Here is a 22,236-nt window from a genome sequence, read left to right as displayed (position 1 = left end):
CGCGCGACGGCGACGCGGCCCGCGCGGCGTGGTCCGGCTGGACTACTGACAGGTTCGAGGTGCTCCGGGCGGTGCGTCCGCGCGTGGACCTGCTGCGCAGTGACGAACTGGCCCTGGGGCCGCAGGCGGCAGACATCTACGCGCGCGAGGCCGCCCAGGCCAACGCCCTGGAAGAGATGAAGCGTTCGCGCGACATGTTCCGGCGCGGCATGGACAAGGGCGATGTGCCCGACCCGGCGTTGCCGCCAAGTCCCGTGGAATATCTGCCGTAGAGCGACGGGGCTGTTGACGGGGCGGTGACCCGTGCGGCGATCGGGCCCGGCCTTGGCTGGGGCCGAAACAGGTACTGCACGGGTGAGCGTGCCAGCATAGAAAACCACCCCGCAAGGGGTGGTTTTCACATTTCAAATACCGATGATGAAGCCAGCGCAAAGGGTATCCACTTGCGTACGAGGGGCGTGTTGCCGTAGGCTGGCTGATGAACCTCGGCACCACGTCCGCATCCCGGCCGGGATGTTCGACAGCGGCGTGGGCCGGCAAGCCGTCACGAGTGCCCCATGAGCCAGTCCCCTCTCCCTCCAGTCTTCGACATCGATGGCGTGCTGCACCGCCTGCAGGGTGACCGCGAATTCCTCACGCTGCTGCTCGACACCTTTCTGCCCGATTTTGACGACCGGCTGACCATGATGCAGGCTGCCCTGGGTGAAGGGCGGCTGGGCGACCTTGCGCGCCTTGCCCACAGCCTGAAAGGGGCCTCCGCCACCATCGGCGCGTCGCGCCTGCATCATCGGGCCGCCGCCCTGGACCAGGCCTGCCGCGACGAAAACATGGCTGACGCCCGTCTGGAATGGCTGGGCCTGCTGGAAGATGCGGAAGTCACGCGCGAGCAGATCGGGGCGTGGCTGACGGCCAACAGAGCTTGACCGGACGGCGGGCGCAGGCAGGAGCAGACGGGATACTGCGGAAGCCGGGTCGCTTCATGACGCGTCGCCGTCTTCGAAGCATCCTTCCGGGCAGAAGGCCATCAGTTCGGTAAGCACCCCGTCCGGGGCCATGTCGCTGACCAGAAATGGCCGTTCGTCCCCTTCGCGCCAGCCGACGATGTCGGGGGCCAGTTCCATGCATGCTCCGCACCCGCTGCAATCGCCGGGCGATAGCAGCACTTCCCTGAAGCCGCGGGGCGCTGTGGCCGTTTCCTGTTGCGCGTGCCTTGCCACAGCCGAATCGTGACGGTTCCCCATGGATCCTCCCGGGCGCGTCCACGCGCCCATCCTGCATGTAAGGCCGGTACAGGCCGCATGCCTGGTACTTGTCAGTTATGGCCGCTGCCGGGGCAAGGCAAGGGCACGCGGGCTACCATACTGCCAGCTGTGCCTGCCACTGCGGCAGAACAATACGGGGCACGACGTCTGTCGTGCCCCGTCGCGTTGCTGTCCTTGTCCGCGCGCTACGGTCCCTATCCGTAAGACTCGCACTGCGCGCTCGCCCAACGGCTGAGACTCTCCTTCATGGCGGGCTTGTTTTCCTTGCCAACGAATGAAAATCCTAATCTGGAAACGGCTCCTAGGGGATGAGATCCTCGTACACCTTGCCCACCAGCTTTTCGGAGGGGGTCAGAGTGCGGGCGCCGGGTTCCCAGCGGGCGGGGCAGGCTTCCGCCGGGTGGTCGCGCAGGTGCTTGTTGGCCTGCATCTTGCGCACCAGTTCCGCGGCGTTGCGGCCCACGTTGTAGAAATTCACCTCGGACCCCACCAGCGTGCCTTCCGGGTTGATGATGAAGGTGCCGCGCAGGGCAATTCCCGCGCCTTCATCGTACACGCCGAAGTAGCGGGCCACCGCGCCGGTGGGGTCGGCGGCCATCTGGTAGCGCACGTTTTCCAGCAGGCGCTCGGAATTGCGCCAGGCAAGGTGGGCGAACTTGGTGTCGGTGGATACAGAGATCACCTCCACTCCCATGTCCTTCAGCGCCGCATGGCGCTCCGCAAGGTCCGCCAATTCGGTGGGGCACACGAAGGTGAAGTCGGCGGGGTAGAACACCAGCACGGTCCACTTGCGGTCCTGTTGCAGCTTTTCGAGCGAAATCTGGCCGAAGGAACCTTCGGTGGGATCGTAAGTTTCAAGGGTGAAGGGCTTGACCGGACGGCCAACGGTGGCAAGGGCAGGGTATTCTTGGGTGGGGCAGCTCATGTTCGATGGCTCCTTTGAAAGATTTGTCAGTAATGATTTCTGGTATCATTTATGGCATCGTCGGGCCGAACCGTCAAGGGGGTGATGAAGAAAAGTGATATCGCGCTCGTGGCCGGGATATGTGCGGCATGCAGCGCGCCTTCACCGGGCGCCCTCGTTTTCTGCACGCCGACAGGGACCGTGCCGTGCACCCCCGGATGGGGCAGATGAGCGGCTGTTGGGCGGCAGTTGTTGGCTGAAGGCATCAGGGAAAGGGGGACGTCGCCACTGGCGGTGACAGGCTATCCAAACACGAACGCCGCACGGATGCGGAATCCATGCGGCGTAAGGCGTCTGCGGAAGGCAGGCGGGTACGGGACCGACCGTCAGTCGATCCACTTGCCCTTGTCGTAGCGGATGATCTCGGTGACGCGGCGGGCCTTGACCACGGAGAAGTTGCCGGTGAGGGCGGCTTCCTTGGTGGCGGCACGGCTTTCAAATTCCTGCTCGTGATACACGATGAGGCCGACGTACTTGGCGCCGGGGCCTTGCGCGTCATGCACATCAGTGGAGAGCGAGTCGGGGTCCACGGCCATGTAGCGGGCCACGAATTCGTTGCCGTTCTGCACCACGTCCTTGCGGGTCTGGCAAGGGCGCAGGCTTTCGTTCATGTGGCGCAGCTTGGCCCGGGCCAGGGTATCGAGCTTGTCGTGCACGTCCTCGATGGTCTCACCCACGGGTTTCTTGGCGGGGGCCACCTTGGCGACCTGCGTGGTTTTGGCGGCGGGCTTCTGGGCGGACTGGGTGGCCTTGGCGGTCTTGTCCGTGGTCTTTGCAGCGGCCTTCTTGGTCTGCTGGGTCTGCGGCGCCGTAGCGGTATCCGCCGCGACTGCCGGAGAAACGCAAACAGCCCCGGGCAGGGCCAGGGCCAGGGCCAGGGTAACGGGCAGCGTCAGGGCCTTTGCGGCCATTGCGATGCGGCCTTGCTTCATCGACTTCGTCTCCGTTTGCGGAAAGGCCCGGCGGGTTTCCCCACCGGGCCTTCATGGTCCGTTGTGCTACTTGATGAAGGAGAGTTCGACCCGGCGGTTCAGCTTGCGGGTCTCTTCGGTGCTGTTGTCGTACTTGGGCTTGGACTCGCCGTAGCCCTTGGTGATCAGGCGCGAGGATTCAACGCCCTGCTTGACCAGGAAGTCCTTGACCGACTTGGCGCGGGCTTCGGACAGCTTCTGGTTGTATTCGTCGGTGCCAAGGCTGCAGGTGTGACCGGCAACTTCAACCGAACCCTTCTTGGACTTCAGGATGGCGGCGGTTTCCATCAGGATGCTGGTGGCGGTGGCGTCCAGCTTGGCCGAGTTCAGGGCGAACTGGATGCTGCGCAGCACGATCACTTCGTCCATGGGGGCGACGGCGGCAGCGGCGGGGGCGGCCTTTTCTTCGTAGAAGACGTCGCGCACGAACTTGTCGAGGGCGGCTTCGTTGGCCAGCAGTTCGGGGCCCTTGGCGGTGACGGAGCAGCCGTTCAGCTTGGCGATGGCGTCAAGGGTGGCCTGGCCGGCGGGCTTGTCGGCCATGGAAATGACGTGCAGGCACAGGCCGGGGTTGGTAGAGAGCAGCAACTGGGCTTCGGCCACCGGGTCGGAACCCAGGTTGGATTCACCGTCGCTGATCATGATCATGGCGGCCTTGCGCTTCATGGCCTTGGCGTAGGTCGCCTTCTGCAGGCCGGTGCCCATGGGGGTCATGCGGGCGAAGGTGTCTTCGTTTTCGTTCAGCTTCTTGATGGCCTTTTCATAGGACGCCTTGTCCCACGCGGCCACGGGCTGGATTTCGGTCGAAGGGGCGAAGGTGTGCAGGCCGCCTTCGTAACCCAGGGCAGGGATCTTGGCGTTGATGGCCGACAGCAGCTTCTTGGTCATTTCCATCTTGTTCTTGCCGGTCTTCTCGTGGGACATCATCATGGACCCGGAATAGTCCACGAAGAAGTCGAAGCTGGCGATCTTGGGCACAAGGGTGGATTGACCGGCGGCGAAGGCCGGAGCAGCGCAGACAAGCATCAGCGCCGCGACCAGAGTCAGAAGTTTCGAGATTTTCATGGGAGCCTCCAAAAAATAGCTGATGTTGACGCAGGAAAAAAACTCCAGCCCGGAATTATCTTCATATTGTGCAAGTTACCGTCAAAATATGGTCATGACAAGACCATTCTGCGCTTTAGGCACAATCTTTCCGATTTTTTACGGGCCGCATGCCGTTACACAGGCTCTTGCGGAGCCTCCATGGCAGCTTCCAGCGCTTCATCCAGCGTCGGGTGGGCGAAAATGACGTTACCCGCGTCATGCGCGGTCCAGCCAACTGCCGTGCCGCTCCCTCCTGCAAGCACGGCAGCCAGCGTCACCAGGTGCGAAACGCCGTGGCCCACGGCGGTCACGCCCCGGATACGCCCGTCAACCCAGACTATCTTGATGAAACCTTGCGTCATTCCATACGCCTGCGCAATGGGATTGGCAATGAGCATAGAGCGCGAAACACGGGGGGAAAAACCCGCATTCTTCAACTCTTCCGCAGTAGGGCCAACCCGCATTGCCTCCATATGACCATAGATGCACGCGGGCATCACACCCGCATCGTACGGCGTTGCAGTGTCGCCGCAGGCGTGGCGCACGGCGTAGCGGGCCTGGTGGTCCGCTGCGTGGGCCAGCAGGGTGCGGCCATTCACGTCGCCAATGGCGTATACGTGCGGCGCCGCACGCAGGCTCTCGTCGGTCTGCACCCAGCCGGGGCCGCGCAGGGTTGCGCCCAGCGCCTCCAGCCCGATTCCGGCGGAAGCCGGGCGGCGTCCCACGGCCAGCAGGGCCTTGCTGGCGGTCAGTTCCTCGCCGTCTTCGAAGCGCAGCACGGCGTGGCCGTCAACGGTCGCCAGCGAGGCCACCTTGCGACCGGTGTGGATGGTCCATCCCTCGCGCGCATAGACCTTGCGCAGGGTGTCGCCCACTTCCGCGTCCTCGGTGGGGGCCAGGCGGCCCATGCCTTCCACGATGGTGATGCGCGAGCCAAGGCGAGAGAAGAAGTCGGCCATTTCCAGGCCTATGGCGCCGCCGCCCACCACGATCAGGCTTTCGGGGGCTTCGGTCACATCGAGCAGCGCGGTGGAGTCGAGCACCGCCGCACCGTCGGCGGCAAGGCCGGGAAAGCTGGCCGGGGTGGAGCCGGTGGCCACGATCAGGGTACCCCAGCCGAGCCGGGTTTCCTGCGTGGTGCCGTCGGCCTGCGCGGCGATGACGGCCAGTTCGCCGTCCGCACCGGTTTGCGGCGCGGCGACCACCCGGCCCTCGCCCGCGTACACGGCGATGCCCGCCGCCTTCAGGCGCTTTTCCAGCGCCTGACGGGTGCCCTTGACGTACCTGTCCTTGCGCTGTTGCAGGGCGGGCAGGTCGAAGGCGATGTGCCCTTCGGCGCCCTTCAGCTTCTTTTGCGCTTCCAGCAGCGGCTGGGCGGCGGTGGCCCCCAGCAGCAGCTTGGTGGGGATGCACCCCCGGTTCAGGCAGGTGCCGCCCAGGCCGTCGCGGTCCACAAGGGCCACGGAAAGCCCGCGCGCCGCAGCATCGAAGGCGGCCCGGCTTCCGCCGGGCCCTCCTCCGAGTATGATCATGTCGTAGCGGGTGCTAGGCGTCATCCGTCAGCACCATGTTGCGGGCCGCAGCCGTCTCGTCCAGCCTGCGTACCGGCGTGGTCACCGGGGCCGCGTGCAGGGCGTCGGGGTTCTGGGCCGCCGATTCCAGAATGGCGATGAGGTCGTCCGCGAATTCGTCGAGCGTCTGCCTGCTCTCGGTTTCCGTGGGCTCGAACATCATGCATTCCTTGACGATGAGCGGGAAGTAGATGGTGGGGGCGTGGTAGCCCTTGTCCAGCAGTGCCTTGGCAACGTCCAGCGCGCGGATGCCGCATTCGGCGTGGTTGCAGGCGGACGCCACGAACTCGTGCATGCAGATGCGGTCGTGGGGGATTTCCAGCACCTTTTCCAGCCGCTTGCGCAGGTAGTTGGCGTTGAGCACCGCGTATTCCGAAACGCGTTCCAGCCCTTCGCCGCCCAGGCGCAGGATGTAGGCATAGGCCTTCAGCAGCACGCCGAAGTTGCCGTAGAACGGAGCCATGAAGCCGATGGACTTCGGATGGTCGTAGTTCAGGTAGAAACGTCCGTCGTGCAGCTTTTCCACCCGCGAGATGGGCAGGTACGGCACCAGCCGTTCGCTGACGCCCACCGGACCGGCACCGGGGCCGCCGCCGCCGTGCGGGGTGGCGAAGGTCTTGTGCAGGTTCAGGTGCACCACGTCGAAGCCCACGTCGCCCACGCGCATCTTGCCGAGGATGGCGTTCAGGTTCGCGCCGTCGTAGTAGAGCAGGGCGTCCACCGCGCGCAGCTTTTCGACGATGCGCGGCAGGTGGTTTTCGAACAGGCCCAGGGTGTTGGGGCAGGTCATCATCAGGGCGGCCACGTCGTCGTCCAGGGCGGCTTCCAGCGCGTCCGGGTCGACCATGCCGTCCTTGGATTCGATGTTCACCACCTCGTACCCGGCCAGCGCGGCGGATGCGGGGTTGGTGCCGTGGGCGGAGTCGGGGCAGATGACCTTGGTCTTACGGTTGCCCTTGTCCTTGTGGTAGGCGGCGATGAGCATGGCGCCGGTAAGCTCGCCGTGCGCGCCCGCCATGGGGTGCAGGGTGAACGCGCGCATGCCGGTGATTTCGCACAGCAGGCGCTCTGTTTCCCACATCACCTCAAGGGCGCCCTGGGTGTACTGGCCCGCGCCCTTCAACTGCGCCATCAGCGGGTGCAGCCGGGTAAAGCCGGGCAGGGCGGCCACCTGTTCGGTGAACTTGGGGTTGTACTTCATGGTGCACGAGCCGAGGGGGTAGAAATTGGAATCCACCCCGAAGTTCAGGCGCGACAGCCGCGTGAAGTGGCGCACCACGTCCAGCTCGCCCAGTTCCGGCAGGGCGGGGCGTTTGGCGCGCAGCAGGTTTGCGGGCAGCATGTCCGCCGCATGCATCTTGGGCTGTGCGGGCAGGCAGGCGGTGCGGCCTGGGACGGATGCGGCGAAGGCGGTCTTCACAGGATACCTCCCAGCATTTCGGCCAGAATGCCGACCTGTTCGAAGCTGTTCTTTTCGGTGCAGGCCACCAGCAGCACGTCGTCCATGCCTGCGTAGTAGCGCCCCACGGGAAAGCCGGGCACGTAGCCGCGCGCGGTAAGCCTGTCCACCGCCTCGAAGGCGGGAATGGGCAGCCGCACGGCGAATTCGTTGCCGAAGGGGGCGGTGTTCAGCGGGCGCACCCCGGCGATGGCGGTCAGCCGTTCCATGGCGTAGCGGGCGCGTTCCATGGATAGTTCCGCCGTGCGGATCAGGCCTTCCGGTCCCAGCAGGCACAGGTGCACCAGCGTGCGCAGGGCGCACAGGGCCTGGTTGGAGCAGATGTTGGACGTGGCTTTGGCACGGCGGATGTGCTGTTCGCGCGCCTGCAGCGTCAGCACGTAGCCGGTGCGGCCTTCGGTGTCGTTGGTGCGGCCCACGATGCGCCCCGGCATCTGGCGCACCATGTCCTTGGTGCAGGTCATGATGCCGAGGTACGGCCCGCCGAAGCTCAGCGGCTGGCCCAGCGACTGGCCTTCGGCCACGGCGATGTCCGCGCCCATTTCACCGGGCGTTTTCAGCACCGACTGCATGACCGGGTACACCGAAATGACCGAGGCGGCCTTCTGGCTCTTGGCGTGCGCGAACAGGTCGGTGAAGTCTTCCACCACCCCGAAGAAGTTGGGGTTCTGCACCACCACGGCGGCGCAGCCGGTGTCCACGGCGGCCTTCAGGGCGGCCATGTCCGACTTGCCGTCCACCTGCGGCACGGTGACCAGATCGAGCGAAAGGTTGGACGTGTACGAGGCCAGCATGGTGCGCCAGATGGGGCTGACGGCCTCGTCGATGACCAGCTTGCGGCGCTTGGTGGCGCGCACGGCCATCATCATGGCTTCGAAAATGGCCGAGCCTCCATCATATACGGAGGCATTGGCGCAATCCATGTCCAGCAGGCGGCACACCGCCGTCTGGTACTCGAAGATGGCCTGCAGGGTGCCCTGCGAGGCTTCCGGCTGGTAGGGGGTGTAGGCGGTGTAGAATTCACCGCGCGAGACCAGCGCATCGACGGCAGCCGGGATGTGGTGGCTGTAGAAACCGCCGCCCAGAAAGCTGACCACGTCGGTGCGGTTGCGGGCGGCCATTTCTTCCATCTTGGCCAGCACCTGCATTTCGCTGAGGCCAAGGGGCAGCTCGAAGCTGCGCGGGCGCATCTCTGCCGGAATATCGACGAAAAGATCCTCGATGCTCTGCACGCCGATGACGGAGAGCATTTCCCGGACCTCCTCTGGGGAGTGCGGGATGAACGGCATGTGCTGCTCCTTGCCGCTAGTGGGCTTCGCGCGCGACGACGGCTTCGTAGTCGGCGGCGGAGAGCAGGCCTTCGGGCGTGGCGGAAAGCTTCACGCGCACCATCCAGCCGTCGGTGTAGGGCGACTGGTTCACCAGTTCCGGCGCGCCGGACAGGGCGTCGTTGACGGCGCTGACGGTGCCGGCAAGGGGCGAGTACAGTTCGCTGGCGGCCTTCACCGATTCCACCGAACCCATTTCCTGGCCGGTGGCCAGGGTGTCGCCCACGGCGGGCAGGTCGACGAAGGTCAGGTCGCCCAGCTGTTCCTGGGCAAACTGGGTGATGCCGATGACGGCCTCGTCACCTTCGATGCGCACCCATTCGTGGGTATCGGTGTAGAGCAGGTCGGCGGGAATGGACATGTGTTGCCTCCTGGAAGGGGTCGGCCTGTGGTGGGGGCCAGTGGGGGGTGAGTGGAATGCGCGGCGCGGGCGCGGCGGTCACGGCCCGGCTGCGGTGTGTGGCGCTGTCGCGAACAATGTGGGGCGCGGTCTGCCCCGGTACGGTGGCGCGGTCTGCCCCGATGCAGGTGGTACGGCTGATGCGGCGTGGCCCTTGCTGCGGTAACAAGGTACACGCCGGACGCACCGGGGAACACGGGTAGCGCGCCGGTGCACCGGTAATAGCCGGACACGGCGCGACCCGCAAGTGCGCGACACATTGAAAAGGGGAAGTAGGCGTGCCTACTTTTCGGTCTTTTCCAGATGCACGCCGAGCTTTTCGATTTCGTCCAGCAGCAGCTGGCGGCGAATGGGCTTTACGATGAAGCTGACGGCATCGCCCAGAAAGAAGGCGTCGTGCACTTCCTGCGAATCGTCCAGGCCGGAGATCATGATGACCTTCACGGCCTTTTCGGGGGCTACGCCCTCTTCCTTTTCGATTTCGCGGATTTCGCGCAGGGCCTGCTGCCCGTCGGCGTTGGGCATGAGGATGTCGAGGGTGACCACGTCGTAGGGTTCGCCGTCCTTGAGGGCGGAAGCGAAGGCCTGCACGCCTTCCTCGCCGTCGGTGGCGATGTCGACATACCCGTAGGGGTGAAGGATTTTCTGGACCAGTCTGCGGCTGTCGAAGTCGTCGTCAACGACCAGGAATTTCATCGGAACGTCCTTCTGCCTGCGCGCGTGGTGCGCCGTGGTTTCGCCGCCGCGCCTGCGTGGGGCGGCGGCCTGATGGATGCCCGGTAAACACGGTGCGGTCCGTCTTGTCCTTGGGCTGGCGCGCTACGCGTTCGCCCCCCGGAATTGCTGACGAACATAGCCGTGTGCGATGGCGCGGTCAATGAGCGTTAACGCCCCGCGCGTCTTTCTATAAGGCGGCGTTATAGTGCCGTCTGCCGTCTATACCCCGGCAGCCGCAAAGGCCCGGTCCACGATGTCCACGGCTTCCTGCTGGATGCGTTTCAAGTGTTCGGAACCCTTGAAGCTTTCCGTGTAGATCTTGTACATGTCCTCGGTGCCGGAGGGGCGCGCGGCAAACCAGCCGTCGTCGGTAATGACTTTTAAGCCTCCGATTGACGCGCCGTTGCCGGGGGCCTTGGTCAGCATGGCGGTGATGGGCGCGCCCGCAAGTTCGGTGGCGGTCAGCACGTCGGGCGAAAGGTTGGCCAGCACGGCCCGGCGTTCCGCCCCGGCGGGCGATTGCAGCCGCTCGTACAGCGGCGCGCCGAACTGTTCGGTGAGCTTCGTGTACAGTTCCGCCGGGTCGCGGCCTTCCACGGCCATGATTTCCGCCGCCAGCAGGTTCAGCAGCAGGCCGTCCTTGTCGGTGGTCCACACCGTGCCGTCGCGCCGCAAAAAGGACGCCCCGGCGCTTTCTTCCCCGCCGAAGCCGCAACTGCCTTCCAGCAGCGGCTGCACGAACCACTTGAAGCCCACGGGCACCTCCACCACCTTGCGGCCCAGCGATGCGGCCACCCGGTCCACCATGGAACTGGTGACCAGCGTCTTGCCCACGGCGCACTGCGGCGACCACTGCGGGCGGTGGCGGAACAGGTACCACACGGCAACGGCCAGGTAGTGGTTGGGGTTCATCAGGCCCGATGCGGTGACGATGCCGTGGCGGTCTGCGTCGGCGTCGTTGCCGAAGGCCACGTCGAACCTGTCGCGAAGATTGATCAGCCCGGCCATGGCCCACGGGGACGAGCAGTCCATGCGGATCTTGCCGTCCTTGTCCAGCGGCATGAACCGGAAGGTGGGGTCCACCGCGTCGTTCACCACGGTGATGTCGAGGCCGTAGGCTTCGGCAATGGGGTGCCAGTAGGCCAGCGACGAGCCGCCCAGCGGGTCTGCTCCCAGCTTCAGCCCCGCGGCCTTGATGGCGGGCATGTCCACCACGGATGCAAGGTCGGCCACGTAGCCGCGCACGAAGTCGCGCTGGCTCACGCACGGGGCGGCCAGCGCATCGCGCAGGTGCATGCGGCGCACGGCGCGGTTGCCGCCATCAAGAAGTTCGTTGGCGCGGCGCTGAATCCACTTGGTGGCGTCTGTGTCCGCCGGGCCGCCGTGGGGCGGATTGTACTTGAAGCCGCCGTCTTCCGGGGGGTTGTGCGAGGGGGTGATGACGATGCCGTCACCGAGCCCCTGCGCGCGGCCCGCGTTCCATGTGAGGATGGCGTGCGAAATGACCGGGGTGGGGGTGTAACCGCCGCCCTGCTGGATGACCGCGGACACGCCGTTGGCGGCCAGCACTTCCAGCGCGGTGCGGTGGGCGGGTTCCGACAGGGCGTGGGTGTCCATGCCCAGGAACAGCGGGCCGGTTATGCCTGCCTGCGCGCGGTATTCGCACACCGACTGGGTGACGGCGAGGATGTGTTCCTCGTTGAAGCTGCCGGTCAGCGCGCCGCCCCGGTGGCCGGAGGTACCGAAGGACACGCGCCGCTCGGGCGCTGCGGTATCCGGATGCTCGGTATAGTAGGCGGCGACCAGCGCCGGAATGTCCACCAGTTGCGAAGCTTCGGGCCGCTGCCCGGCCTGCGGATGCGTTGCCATGGCGTGCTCCTGTCCTGACGGCGCGAAGTGTGCCGAAGTGTTTGGAGAATTTGTATACCGTCGGGGCAGGGCGAGCGCAAGGGTGGGGGGGAGTTATAATGGATGATGTAGATAAATCAAAAGCGGAACTCATAGCTGGTGGCTGTTATGCGTCGACTATCGATAGCATATATTCCGAGGTGGCTTTTTTAAGCTCCTTTTGGGTTAAACCTTTTTGGGCGAACTTTTGGTGGTTTTGACGATGTCCAGTTCTTTTGCTTATTTTTTGTGGGTTGAATGCGTAAAGTCCGTGTGTATCTTTTGATATCTGGAAGGAGTAATTAAATTTATCGTCATTTCCTATGTAGTTTCCTGAAGCATCAATTATCCATGATCCATTGAGTCGTATTTTTTCTAGATCTCTCCTTACATCAAGAGCAGAACCATATCTTTGATTTGGATCATGATGGACTGCTCGTTTTATTATTCTTTTCAAAACGGGTGGGATGAAAGGCTGATAATCGTCATCGGTGATTATTTTTCCTTTTTGCGAGTCTTCTCGAAATTTTGTTTGATTTTGCGAGAATTTATTAGTGATTAGGCCAAGGTTGTTTGTCATTCTGAATAGCGTAAGCCCGAGCTGGTATATGTCCGTCTTAACGCTGATGGTGTTTTGAGAGAGAATTTCCGGGGCGCAGTGAGGAAGATAGTTGCTGGAGGGACACACTGGAACATTATTTGGAGAATAGCTGCATATTCCATAGTCTGATAGAATACCTTCGCCATTTGCTCCAACCATTATGTTGCCTGGTTTAATGTCGTTATGGAAAAAGTTTAAGTGGTGTAAATGTTCAAGCCCCATTGTGGCATTTTTAATGAGATTAATCGCTGTGTCTATGGCTATGAAATTTCCAGGGCATTTTAGGGTTGTACATGCTCCTCCGGGGATGTAGTTCATAGCAATACATATTAATTTTAAATTTTCATGTTCTATTATGTCGGCATAGTGTATTTTTATGAGATTTTTGTGATCTAAACGATTGCCAACCCTTGCTTCGTGGAGTTGGTTGATGATGTTTTCGTTGGTGTTTATTAGTATTTTTAATGCTATCTCACAATCTAATACATTGTCTTTTGCTTTCCATACGTTCCCAAAGTTCCCGCTTCCGATTTTTTCTATTAAGGTGAACTTGTATAGTTGAAGTCCGGGGGTGAGAATATTTGGTGCGAGCATAATTTCCTCTAAAAGGATGCTGCTGCGGCGGCTACTGCGTCTGCAATTTTACTATCCCAATATTTTTTTGTTTTTCCATATCTTGATTCCATTCTGTCTTTAACATTAGATGATGATACGCCGATTTGGCTATATAGCTTAAATGTGACAGGTTTTCCTTCTAATTTTGAGGCAACGGTAGCTACGCCCTCAAGGTAAATTGTTGTGCGCTTTGATTTTGTGTCTGTGCTGTATTCATTTGTTTTTATAACAATATTTGAAACGTCGTTGTTGATGGTAATGATACGTTTGATCTCATCATAAATCCATGCGCAAATGTCATCAATGTTATCTAGGTCTGCAGGTTTGCATACCTTTGTCTCGTTGTTTGCGTTGGTGAAGTTTATTATGCCGTCGTTCTTTTCAAGCACCGCATAGCGAAATGAGTCAGGTGAAAATCGAAGTCCGATAATTTTCATGAGTCTTCCTTGTTGTCTATTGAAGTTGACGTGCTTTATGTATTTTGATTTAATTTATGTGTATATGTGTAGCCGGTCAAGTTTAAAGGCGTGTTTTTGTAATGAAACGAACCCCCCGGATGTCCGCGTGGCCATCCGGGGGGTTCGTTTTTTTCTCTTTCTTTTCTTATCTTCCGCCGCGTAGGCCTTCCTACACGTTGAACAGGAAGTGCACCACGTCGCCGTCCTTCATCACGTATTCCTTGCCTTCCACGCGCAGCACCCCGGCGGAACGGCAGGCCGCCTCGGTGCCGTGCTTCACGTAGTCGTCGTAGCCGATGACTTCGGCCCGGATGAAGCCGCGTTCGAAGTCGGTGTGGATCACGCCCGCGCAGGCCGGGGCCTTCCAGCCCTGCTGGATGGTCCAGGCGCGCACTTCCTTTTCGCCCACGGTAAAGTAGCTGGCCAGGCCCAGCGTGTGGTAGCCGGTACGGATGATGCTGACGAGTCCGCTTTCCTTGATGCCGTAAGAAGTCAGCATCTCGGCCTGTTCCTCGTCGGAAAGGCCCTGCAGTTCTTCTTCGATCTTGGCGCAGATCACCACCATGTCGCAGCCGCGCTGCTCGGCCAGTTCGCGCACGCGGCGCACGTGGTCGTTGGTGCCGTCCAGGTTGGCCTCGTCCACGTTGGCGCAGTAGATGACCTTCTTGGCGGTGATCAGGCCCATTTCGCGCATGGCCTGCTTGAACAGGTCGTTGTCCTTGCCTTCAAAGGTGGAGGCCGGGTTGCCCGCGTTCATGTGTTCCAGCAGGCGGGCCAGTTCGTCGGACGCGGCCTTGGCCTCCTTGTCGAACTTCGACGTCTTGGCCAGGCGGTCGTACCGCTTTTCGGCAGACTGGATGTCGGCCAGCAGCAGTTCGGTCTCTATGGTCTCTATGTCGCGGATGGGGTCGATGGCCCCGTCCACGTGGGTGATGTTCTCGTCGTCGAAGCAGCGCACCACTTCAAGAATGGCGGCGCATTCGCGGATGTTGGCCAGAAACTGGTTGCCCAGCCCTTCGCCCTTGCTGGCCCCGCGCACCAGCCCGGCAATGTCGATGAAGTCCACCGTGGCGCTGATGGTCTTCTGCGGCTTGGCCATTTCGGTCAGCTTGTCGATGCGCGCATCGGGCACGGCCACCGTGGCCTTGTTGGGTTCTATGGTGCAGAAGGGGTAGTTGGCCGCCTCGGCGTTCTGGGCCTTGGTCAGCGCGTTGAACAGGGTGGACTTGCCCACGTTGGGCAGCCCGACGATGCCTATGCTGAGAGCCATGTCTGTCTCCGGAAATTGCGATGATGGCGCGCGCGCCATATGCGGCGCGGGGCGCGGGTTGGGGGGCGGCGTGGCCGCCGGGGCTTCATAGCGTCTTTTGCGCTGTTTGGAAAGGGCGCGCGGGGATGGGGACCAGCGGGGGGCCGTGTGGGCCAGTGGGGCCAGCGGTTGCAGTGGGGAGCGGCGGGCCTGCAAGGCAGCCCGGCGCGTCGTCGTGGCTAGAAGAGCGAGAATACCGAAATGGCCAGCAGCGCGCCCATCACCGCGTTGCACCAGCGCACAGCCACGGGCGACTGCAGCAGCCCGCGCAGGGCCGTGCCGCCCGCGCACCAGAGGGCCACGGACGGGAAGGCCATCACCGCGAACACTGCCGTAAGCGCAAGCAGTTCAGTGGATACGCCGTGCAGGCCAAGCACGTTGGCGGCAAGGGCAGATTCCGCCCCGCCATGCCCGGAAACGTAGGTGGTCACCCCGGCCACGGCGGCCAGCCATGCCTTGGGGTTCACCCACTGGAACAGCGCCCCTTCGATGAAGGTCATGGGGCGTGCGGCGTTGCGGCCTTTCGCGGCCTCGCCCGGCGTGGGCGGCGCGGCGGTGGCGATGCGCCACGACAGCCACAGCAGGTAGGCGGAGCCGACCCAGCGCAGCCAGTCGTGCAGTTGCGGCACGGCGGCGAAAATCCGGTCCATGCCGAGGCCCACGGAAATGATCATCAGCGGAAAGCCCAGCGAGATGCCCAGCAGGTGGGGCATGGTGCGCCAGAAGCCGAAGGTGAGGCCCGACGACATGACCATGGTGTTGTTGGGGCCGGGGGTGACGCTCATGGCGATGGCATAGGTGCTCATGGCGGCCAGGGTCGCGAATTCCATGGAATGCTCCGGTGAGTGTGTCGCGTCGTTGTACAGGCAGCGGGGGGAAAGAGGAAGCGTTGGGGGGGCAGGGGAAGTGCGATAGGGCCGGGGGGCAGGGGCTTGGTGGTGAGCGGGGGCGCTGCTCTCGGAATCCGCACGCTGCCCTCCGCAGCGGATATGAAAGCGCCGGGACATCCATGCGGATGCCCCGGCGCGGGAACGGCATTTTGCTAAGGGTGTTTCATGCCTCGCGCAGCCTTGCGCGGTGTTCGTTACGGCAACACCCGCACGGTGTACGCCCCCTCAACCTTCAGGTACTTGCGGGCCAGCGCGCGCAGGGCCTCGGCGTCCAGCTTGGCCGCCTTGTCCACCACCTGCTTGTTGAAGGCCAGCGGGTACCCCTGCGATGCCAGCACCGCCGCCTCGGAGCTGCGGCTGCCAAGGCGCTGGTGTTCGCGGTAGTAGTCGCCTTCCAGTTGGTTCTTGCCGCGCCGCAGTTCGTCGTCGGGCAGGCGGTCGGCGTGCAGGCGGGCGATGACGTCCTTGAAGCCCTGCGTGGCCTGTTCCAGCTTGCCCGGCTCGGTGCCGATGTAGAAGATCATGAACCCGGCCTTTTCCGACTGCCAGTTCATGGCGGTGACGGTGTAGCCAAGGCCCTGCTCGTCGCGCAGGTCGCGGAACAGCAGGCCGCTCTGGCCGGACAGGATGGCCTGCATCAGCTCAAGGCCGGGGGTGTCGTCGCTTTTCAGCGGCGCGGTGGGGAACACCAGCATCAGGTGGGCCTGGTTGCGGCCCGGCAGGTGCAGGTCCAGCCCCTTGTCCTTGTTCCAGCCGGGCGCGGACAGGGTGGCGGGCTTGGCGTCGGGCGCGGGCAGTTCCCTGGCGTGGCGGATGACCGCCTCGCGGTCGTACTGGCCGCACACGGCCATCACCCACGGCTGGCGCACCTGCTGTGCCCAGAAGCCGCGCACGTCGGCCACGCCGAACTGCTGCACCGCCTCGGGCATGCCCAGATGGTAGTAACCGTAGGTGTGACCGGGGAACAGGAAGGGCGTCAGATGGCGGAAGGCCAGGCCCATGGGCTGGTCCTCGCGCGCCTTGATGGCGGCCACCTGGTTCACCCGTTCGCGCGCCACTTCCGCGTCGGCAAAGGCGGGCGCTGTCAGCACCTGCCCCAGCAGGGCGAACATGTCGTCGTTGAAGCGCGAAGGCTGGCGCAGGCCCAGGCTGAAGGTCTGCCGTCCGGCGGACGCGCCAAGGCTGGCGGCGCGGTCGGACTGGTAGGCCTCCATGGACGGAGCGTCCAGCCCGTCCGCGATGCCAGCGGCTTTCGCCCCGGCGGACTGCGGCGTGGGCAGGGTGCCCTTCACCAGCGCGCTGGCGGCCAGTGACGCCAGCCCCTGCCTGTCTGCGGGCAGCAGCGCGTTGCCGCCGCTGAACACCATGTCCACCGCCGTGTAGGGCAGGGTGGCGTCGGGCATGAGGATGAGCGTGCGGCCCTTGCCAAGGTCGATGATCTCGGTCTTGTCGGCCACGGCTGCGGATGCGGCGTCGGACCCGGCGCGGGCCGGGGCGGGCCAGGCCTTGGCCAGCGTGGCGGCAAGGTCGGGCGTCTGCGATTTTTCCGGCGTCAGGGCCACCACGGAAAGCCGTTCAGGCCGCAGCCAGCGGCTGATCAGGTCTTGCAGGGTGGCGGGGGTGACGTCGTGCAGGCCGCGCAGGTAGTTGGTTTCGCCCTGCATGCCGGTGAAGAACTGGAAATAGCCAAGCTTGGAGGCAAGGCCGGGCAGGGTTTCCTTGGCCCGGAACATGTCGTCTTCCAGGTTCAGCTTGGCGCGTTCGATGTCTTCCGCCGTGAAGCGGTCTGCGGACAGCGAGGCCAGGTCTGCCGTCAGGGCGGTCCAGAAGGCGTCCAGCTTGTCGGCGTCCAGTTCCGCCATGATGTTCAGCATGCCCACGCGCTCGAAGCTGTAGTTGGACACCGAGATGGAATCCACCAGTTGCTTCTCGTACTTGTAGGTGCGGTACAGCAGCGAGGTGCGGTCGCCGCCCAGCAGGTGGGCCAGCACGTCAAGCTGGGGCGACTGCGCGTCGGCAAAGCCGGGCACCGGGAAGGAGATGCCCAGGTACACCTTGTTCCACGGGCCGGGTTCGATCTTGACCGTAGGCACCGTCGACGCAGGTGCGGCGACAGCGGCAGGCTTGGCGGCCTTTTCCGTTTTGGCGGGCTTGGCGGCCTTTTCGGATTTGGCCGATGCGGGCGTGGCAGCCTTGCCGCCGTCGGCCTTTCCGCCGTCGATGAGGGTCAGCGGCTGGGCCAGCAGTTTTTCCGCGTCGATGGGCGCGGGCGGGGTGACCGTGGCGTCGTTCTTCAGATCGCCGAACAGGCGCTGCGCCTCGGCCAGCGCTTCCGCCGGGTTCACGTTGCCGACAACGGCCAGCAGCATGGACTGCGGCTGGTAGTGCCTGCGGATGTAGTCGCGGATGTCGTCCGCCGTGAACGACTTGATGGTCTCGCGCAGGCCGATGATGGGCGATGCGTAGGGCGTGCCGTTCAGGGTCAGGGCCTGCATGTGCTGGAACAGCCGGTTGTCGGGGCTGTCCTCGCCGCGTTGCAGTTCGGCCAGGATGACTTCCTTTTCGGACTCAAGCTCGGCGGGGTCCAGCGTGGGATGGAAGGCCATGTCCTTCAGCACGTCCATGCCAAGCTTCCACTGCGCGGCGGGCATGTCGGTAAGGTACACGGTGTAGTCGAAGCTGGTGGCGGCGTTCAGGTAGCCGCCCGCGCGCTCCACGTCGCGGGCCACGGCGCCCTTGGGACGGCTTTCCGTGCCCTTGAACACCATGTGTTCCAGCACGTGGCTTATGCCTGCCTCGCGCGGGGTTTCGTAGGTGGAACCGGCGTGCACGTACAGGCGCAGCGAGGCCAGCGGAAAACGCTCGTCCGGCTGGATGAGCACCGTCAGGCCGTTGGAAAGGCGGGTCAGCTGCGGGGCCGGGGCTGTGGGCGTGGCGGCCGTGGCTGCGGTCGGCATCGTCAGGGCTCCGAGGAGAAGAAACAGGGTGAGAAAGGTGCGCATTGCGAATGTCTCCGATGCGCCGCGCGGGGCGGCGTGCGCTGTGTCGTACCGGCTGTCGAAGGCAGTCGGTGATGGCCGTGAAACGAGCGGCGCGGCCCTTGCAAAGGGCCGGTCGCGGGGCCGGGGGCGTCGGTCTGCCGACGCCGCGAACAAGGCCGCGTGGGCGGGCTTTGTACGGCGGGGCCGACAGGTACATGTAATCGTTTCCCGGCGCAAGGCAAGGTGGCTGCGGAAGACAAAACGGCGCTTTGTTGCTACGGATGCAGTGGAAAGCCTTGCGGCGGGGGCGCTTGCAGACGGGGCCGGGCGCGTCGTCGCCCAGCGGGGGCGGCATCGACACGGCCGCAACGCGGCTCTGTCTGGCCCATCCCTGCCCGGCGAAGGGCCGGGTGCCCGCATAATCATGTTTCCGCTACGCTGGCAGGCGTACAGATCACAAGGCAATGCAACGACTTCTCAAGCAATACCGTAACGACGTGGGCAACGTGCTGGCCGAGGCCGACGTGCACCTGCTGGAACTGGAAATGGCGGGTGAACGGACCGACCCGGAACTGCTGGGCCGTCTGTCGCGCCTGGTGCACGGCCTGCGCGGCTCGGCGGGCCTGCTGGGGCTGGAGGGCGCCTGCCGCATGGCACGCCTGGTAGAGATAGCCTGCGAATTGGCACGTGACGGAACGTTGCCGCTTTCCGCGCCTGTCGTATCCGCGCTGGAAGGGTGCATGCGGGCGCTGGCCGGACTTTCGGGCGTGGTGGAGACGGAGGAAGGCGCTGATGAACCCACCGGGGATTATCCCCCTGACGTGGCGGCTGGTGCCAACGTCGCCGGGGACGCCCAGCTTGCCGAGGCCGCCGGGCAGTATCCGGCGGTGTGCGTTTCCGGCGACCCACACGCGCTTGACCAGGAAGATTCGCCCGCCGGACGGGCGCTGCTGCGGCTGGTGGCCCTGCTGGACGAGGCGCTGCCCGAGTCGCTGCGGGTGCCCGCGCGCGAGTTGCTGCCGGTCTGCGATCCCGACGGGCACTGCCTGTTCGTCCTGCACGGCATTGACGTGTTGCGCGCCCGGCGCGACGGGCTGTATTTGTACGTGGTGGAGTTTGGCGGTACCGACGACCTGCTGCGCAAGGACCTGAGCCCGCTGGGGCTGCTGGCCTTCCTGCGCAAGAGCGGTCTGGTGCTCGACGCGCGCTTCGTGCCCGGACCTGACGGTGCCGGGCCGGGAATGCCCGGCTGCGGATTGCACGTGCTGTACGCGTCGATCCTGGAGCCGGATCTTGTGAACACGGTATTTCAGGTGGAATCGGCCAGAGTGCATCCCATCGACGTGGAAGGGGTGCGGCGCGGCGAGCCGGGGTGGCAGCGCGCACCGGATCGCACCGCCACCATGGCGGCCATGGCCGTGCGCGAGGCTCCCGACGCCGATAGCATCGACGACCTGATGCGCCAGTACGATACGGCCATGCGGAAACTGCGGGAGGATACCATGAACAACGGCACCGACGACGAAAGCAGGTTTTCCGGCACGGTGGTGAACCCCGATGCCGAGGAACGCAGGTTGGCGGAGTTGGAGGCGGAGCTTGCCGCCGGCATGGACGCCTTGGCCCTTGATGATGACGGGGATGGAGAGGGGGGCGATGATCCGTCACGGCGTGCCCTGGCCTCGCTGATCGGCGGCATGGTGGGGGATGATGCAGCCCCGGAAGGTGCGGGGATGGGCGCTGCGACTGATGACGCCGATGCCGATTTGTTTGTCGATGCCGATGATGGGTCGGGATTGAACGATGTTTCCGATCGATCCGGGCAGGAGGGTGTTCCGCCGGCGCGATTCGAAGCCGAGCATCCCGACGGTGAGGCGAGCATGGCGGACGAGGCTGCTTCCGCTGCTTCCCCTGTCTTTGCTGCCGATCCCGATGACGATCCTGACGCCGATCTGTTTGCCGACAGCGGCGACGCCCCCGACCTTTCGTACCTGGATGCCGTGCTGGCCGAGCGGCCTGCTGACGGCGTGGCCCTGGATATTTCCGCCGGAGCCGCCAGCCGCACCGTGGCCGGGTTCACCGTGCGCGCCGCCGACGGGGATTCTTCACCCCTGGGCGGCGCAAAGGGCGTACTGGTGCTGTCCGGCGAGGTGACCATCGAACGCGGGGCCGATCTGCGCGAGGCGCTGCTGGACGTGCTGGGGAGCTTTGCGACGGTGCGCATCGATCTGTCCGGCGTCACGGCGGCGGACCTGACTCTGGTGCAACTGCTGCAATCGGCCGCCGTCACCGCGCGGGCTCGCGGGGTGGACCTGGCAGCCACCGGACTGGTGTCCGAAGCCGTGGCCGAGGCGGCCCGCCGCACCGGACTTGACGTTCCGGGCATTCGCCGCGTGGGGCTGGAAAAGCTGTTGCTGGCCGAGGGGGTGTAGCCCCGGCGGCACTGTCTTCCGCGATTCGGTCATGCATTTGCAAAACGGCGCGCTCCCGTGGGGGAACGCGCCGTTTTTTCGTGGCGTGGATCAGTGTGCAGCAGCGCCTTGCGCCGCCGCGTGGTGCGGCTGGGCATCGGGGATGGACGCTTGGGCGTGGCAGGCAGAGAGCAGATGACAGCCAGAAGAATGGCAGAAGGAGTCCGGGCGGATACCAGGCAGGGTGCGGAAGGGGGCGGAACGGAGTGCGCGCGGCCATCCGTTGAGCGGCAGGTGGGAACTATCGTTTTTCGGGCGGACAGCCTGCCCTGCGTGTGGCGGCTGGCCGGGCGGTCAGGCCGCGCAGGCAGCCACGGGGCCGTCGCAGTAGTAGTTGATGAACTGGCCGACCTGCACGCCCAGGTGCACGCATTCAATGCCGTCCAGGCACCTGGCGGCATCGGCAGCGTTGATGTGCGTCCACAACTCGTTGCCGTTCTTGCGCAGGCGAATGATCCAGGCGTCCTTGCCGTCGTCGAAGCTGACGTGCAGATCAATCCCGTGCCTGTCCAGCGCCGGATGAATCTCACGGATCTTGTCCGAGAGGATGGTGGCGGTGATGTTCATGGTTGCCTCCCGGCGGGTGTGCCCGCCTATGGGAAAGATAGTGTCGCTTCAGGCGATGGCAATCATTCCCCGTGCGGGGCAACCAGAATCTTTCCGCTGTCCGCTGGCGCGGAAAGTTCGATCACCATTTTCGATTGAATGTCGCATGGAACGATTTTTCAAAAGAAACAGGGCCGCCCCCCTGACGGGAGCAGCCCTGCAAGACATGCAACGTTGCGGCGGGTTATGCGCGCGCCACCCCGTCAAAGTGCTGGGACAGCTTGAGCAGGTGCACCTCATGGATTTCGGCCTGCGGGGTTACGGCGCGGGCCAGCGACAGGGGCGACACGTACAGTTCGGTCCAGTCCATGTCCAGCAGTACGCTGCCGTCGTCGCGCACCTCGATGGACCTGAACAGGGGGCGGATGTCGGTGGTGCGCGGGCCCTTCTTGGTTTCGCGCGTCCATTCCAGCGCGGGCGCGGCGGCAAAGTCGCGCCAGGCCTGCAGCAGCACATCGCGGCGGGCGCTGTCCACGCCGTAGCGCAGTTCGAAGGTTTCTCCGGCGGGCTGCGGCGCGGTGTTGCGTCCCACGGGCAGTTCCTCCACAAAGGTCACCCGCATGCCGCGCGGCAGGCCGCCATCCAGGGCGCGGCGCACCTCGTCGGCGGTGCGGTATTCGCGCAGGTACACGGCCAGCCATTCCGCCCGGCTGGCCACGCCCA

The 22,236-nt window shown here is 64.1% G+C and carries 19 protein-coding genes and 1 pseudogene; 3 read left to right on the top strand and 17 right to left on the bottom strand.

All coding sequences use genetic code 11. The features are described from left to right. Together FVW27_RS06880 and FVW27_RS06875 are read left to right on the top strand one after the other, a co-directional pair. Positions 1-272, top strand: a pseudogene (locus FVW27_RS06880) (tetratricopeptide repeat protein); the annotation flags it as partial. Positions 273-557: 285 nt separating this feature from the next. Continuing rightward, positions 558-923 (top strand): Hpt domain-containing protein, encoded by a 366-nt coding sequence (locus FVW27_RS06875; protein WP_167123841.1) that lies wholly within the window; start codon positions 558-560, stop codon positions 921-923. 54 nt (positions 924-977) lie between these two features. Here the strand turns inward: FVW27_RS06875 and FVW27_RS20885 are convergent, their stop codons facing one another. The 15 genes from FVW27_RS20885 to FVW27_RS06800 all read right to left on the bottom strand — a co-directional run bounded on the left by FVW27_RS20885 (position 978) and on the right by FVW27_RS06800 (position 18,520). Continuing rightward, entirely contained in the window at positions 978-1,121 is a 144-nt protein-coding gene (locus FVW27_RS20885; protein ID WP_243838263.1) for a hypothetical protein, read from the bottom strand. Positions 1,122-1,563: 442 nt separating this feature from the next. Then, the gene (locus tag FVW27_RS06865) at positions 1,564-2,187 is read right to left on the bottom strand and encodes a peroxiredoxin (protein ID WP_167123837.1); all 624 of its coding nucleotides are present in this window, start codon (positions 2,185-2,187) and stop codon (positions 1,564-1,566) included. A gap of 365 nt (positions 2,188-2,552) precedes the next feature. After that, positions 2,553-3,158, bottom strand: a complete 606-nt coding sequence (locus FVW27_RS06860) for a hypothetical protein (RefSeq protein WP_167123835.1) — start codon at positions 3,156-3,158, stop codon at positions 2,553-2,555. Positions 3,159-3,224: 66 nt separating this feature from the next. Further along, the gene (locus FVW27_RS06855) at positions 3,225-4,262 is read right to left on the bottom strand and encodes an OmpA family protein (protein ID WP_167123833.1); all 1,038 of its coding nucleotides are present in this window, start codon (positions 4,260-4,262) and stop codon (positions 3,225-3,227) included. A gap of 155 nt (positions 4,263-4,417) precedes the next feature. After that, positions 4,418-5,839 carry a dihydrolipoyl dehydrogenase family protein gene (locus tag FVW27_RS06850; protein WP_167123831.1) on the bottom strand — a complete coding sequence of 474 codons (1,422 nt, stop codon included), beginning with the start codon at positions 5,837-5,839 and terminating at the stop codon, positions 4,418-4,420. Further along, complete coding sequence (gene gcvPB, locus FVW27_RS06845; protein WP_167123829.1) at positions 5,829-7,274, bottom strand: aminomethyl-transferring glycine dehydrogenase subunit GcvPB; 1,446 nt, start codon at positions 7,272-7,274, stop codon at positions 5,829-5,831. The genes FVW27_RS06850 and gcvPB overlap by 11 nt, the downstream gene beginning before the upstream one ends. Then, the gene (gcvPA, locus tag FVW27_RS06840; RefSeq protein ID WP_167123827.1) at positions 7,271-8,602 is read right to left on the bottom strand and encodes an aminomethyl-transferring glycine dehydrogenase subunit GcvPA; all 1,332 of its coding nucleotides are present in this window, start codon (positions 8,600-8,602) and stop codon (positions 7,271-7,273) included. The genes gcvPB and gcvPA overlap by 4 nt, the downstream gene beginning before the upstream one ends. A gap of 16 nt (positions 8,603-8,618) precedes the next feature. Next, on the bottom strand, positions 8,619-9,002 hold the full coding sequence (gene gcvH / locus FVW27_RS06835; RefSeq protein WP_012611378.1) for a glycine cleavage system protein GcvH: 384 nt from the start codon (positions 9,000-9,002) through the stop codon (positions 8,619-8,621). 321 nt (positions 9,003-9,323) lie between these two features. After that, entirely contained in the window at positions 9,324-9,737 is a 414-nt protein-coding gene (locus FVW27_RS06830; RefSeq protein ID WP_012611379.1) for a response regulator, read from the bottom strand. A gap of 240 nt (positions 9,738-9,977) precedes the next feature. Beyond that, positions 9,978-11,627: a phosphoglucomutase (alpha-D-glucose-1,6-bisphosphate-dependent) gene (gene pgm, locus FVW27_RS06825; RefSeq protein ID WP_167123825.1), complete on the bottom strand. Its 1,650-nt coding sequence runs from the start codon at positions 11,625-11,627 to the stop codon at positions 9,978-9,980. 145 nt (positions 11,628-11,772) lie between these two features. Further along, a complete protein-coding gene (locus tag FVW27_RS06820) occupies positions 11,773-12,840 on the bottom strand; it encodes a serine/threonine-protein kinase (protein WP_167123823.1) in 1,068 nt (355 codons plus the stop codon). A gap of 8 nt (positions 12,841-12,848) precedes the next feature. Then, entirely contained in the window at positions 12,849-13,298 is a 450-nt protein-coding gene (locus FVW27_RS06815; RefSeq protein WP_167123821.1) for a hypothetical protein, read from the bottom strand. 190 nt (positions 13,299-13,488) lie between these two features. Further along, the gene (ychF, locus tag FVW27_RS06810; protein ID WP_167123819.1) at positions 13,489-14,589 is read right to left on the bottom strand and encodes a redox-regulated ATPase YchF; all 1,101 of its coding nucleotides are present in this window, start codon (positions 14,587-14,589) and stop codon (positions 13,489-13,491) included. A 218-nt stretch (positions 14,590-14,807) separates the two neighbouring features. Further along, positions 14,808-15,458 carry a LysE family translocator gene (locus FVW27_RS06805; protein WP_167123818.1) on the bottom strand — a complete coding sequence of 217 codons (651 nt, stop codon included), beginning with the start codon at positions 15,456-15,458 and terminating at the stop codon, positions 14,808-14,810. 254 nt (positions 15,459-15,712) lie between these two features. Next, positions 15,713-18,520, bottom strand: coding sequence for a M16 family metallopeptidase (locus tag FVW27_RS06800; RefSeq protein ID WP_167123815.1), 2,808 nt, complete (start codon positions 18,518-18,520; stop codon positions 15,713-15,715). Between the two features lie 443 nt (positions 18,521-18,963). Between FVW27_RS06800 and FVW27_RS06795 the strand changes: the two genes are divergently transcribed. Continuing rightward, positions 18,964-20,928, top strand: a complete 1,965-nt coding sequence (locus tag FVW27_RS06795) for an STAS domain-containing protein (protein WP_167123813.1) — start codon at positions 18,964-18,966, stop codon at positions 20,926-20,928. A gap of 333 nt (positions 20,929-21,261) precedes the next feature. On the opposite strand, the gene FVW27_RS06790 is transcribed toward FVW27_RS06795, so the two are convergent. Next, positions 21,262-21,534, bottom strand: a complete 273-nt coding sequence (locus FVW27_RS06790) for a hypothetical protein (RefSeq protein WP_167123811.1) — start codon at positions 21,532-21,534, stop codon at positions 21,262-21,264. 223 nt (positions 21,535-21,757) lie between these two features. Further along, a partial coding sequence (locus tag FVW27_RS06785) for a TIGR03936 family radical SAM-associated protein (RefSeq protein ID WP_167123809.1) occupies positions 21,758-22,236 on the bottom strand: 479 nt, incomplete at its 5' end.

Source organism: Nitratidesulfovibrio liaohensis, from assembly GCF_011682075.1.
Classification (GTDB): Bacteria; Desulfobacterota; Desulfovibrionia; order Desulfovibrionales; family Desulfovibrionaceae; genus Cupidesulfovibrio; species Cupidesulfovibrio liaohensis.
This window is presented reverse-complemented; position numbering and strand designations above follow the sequence as displayed.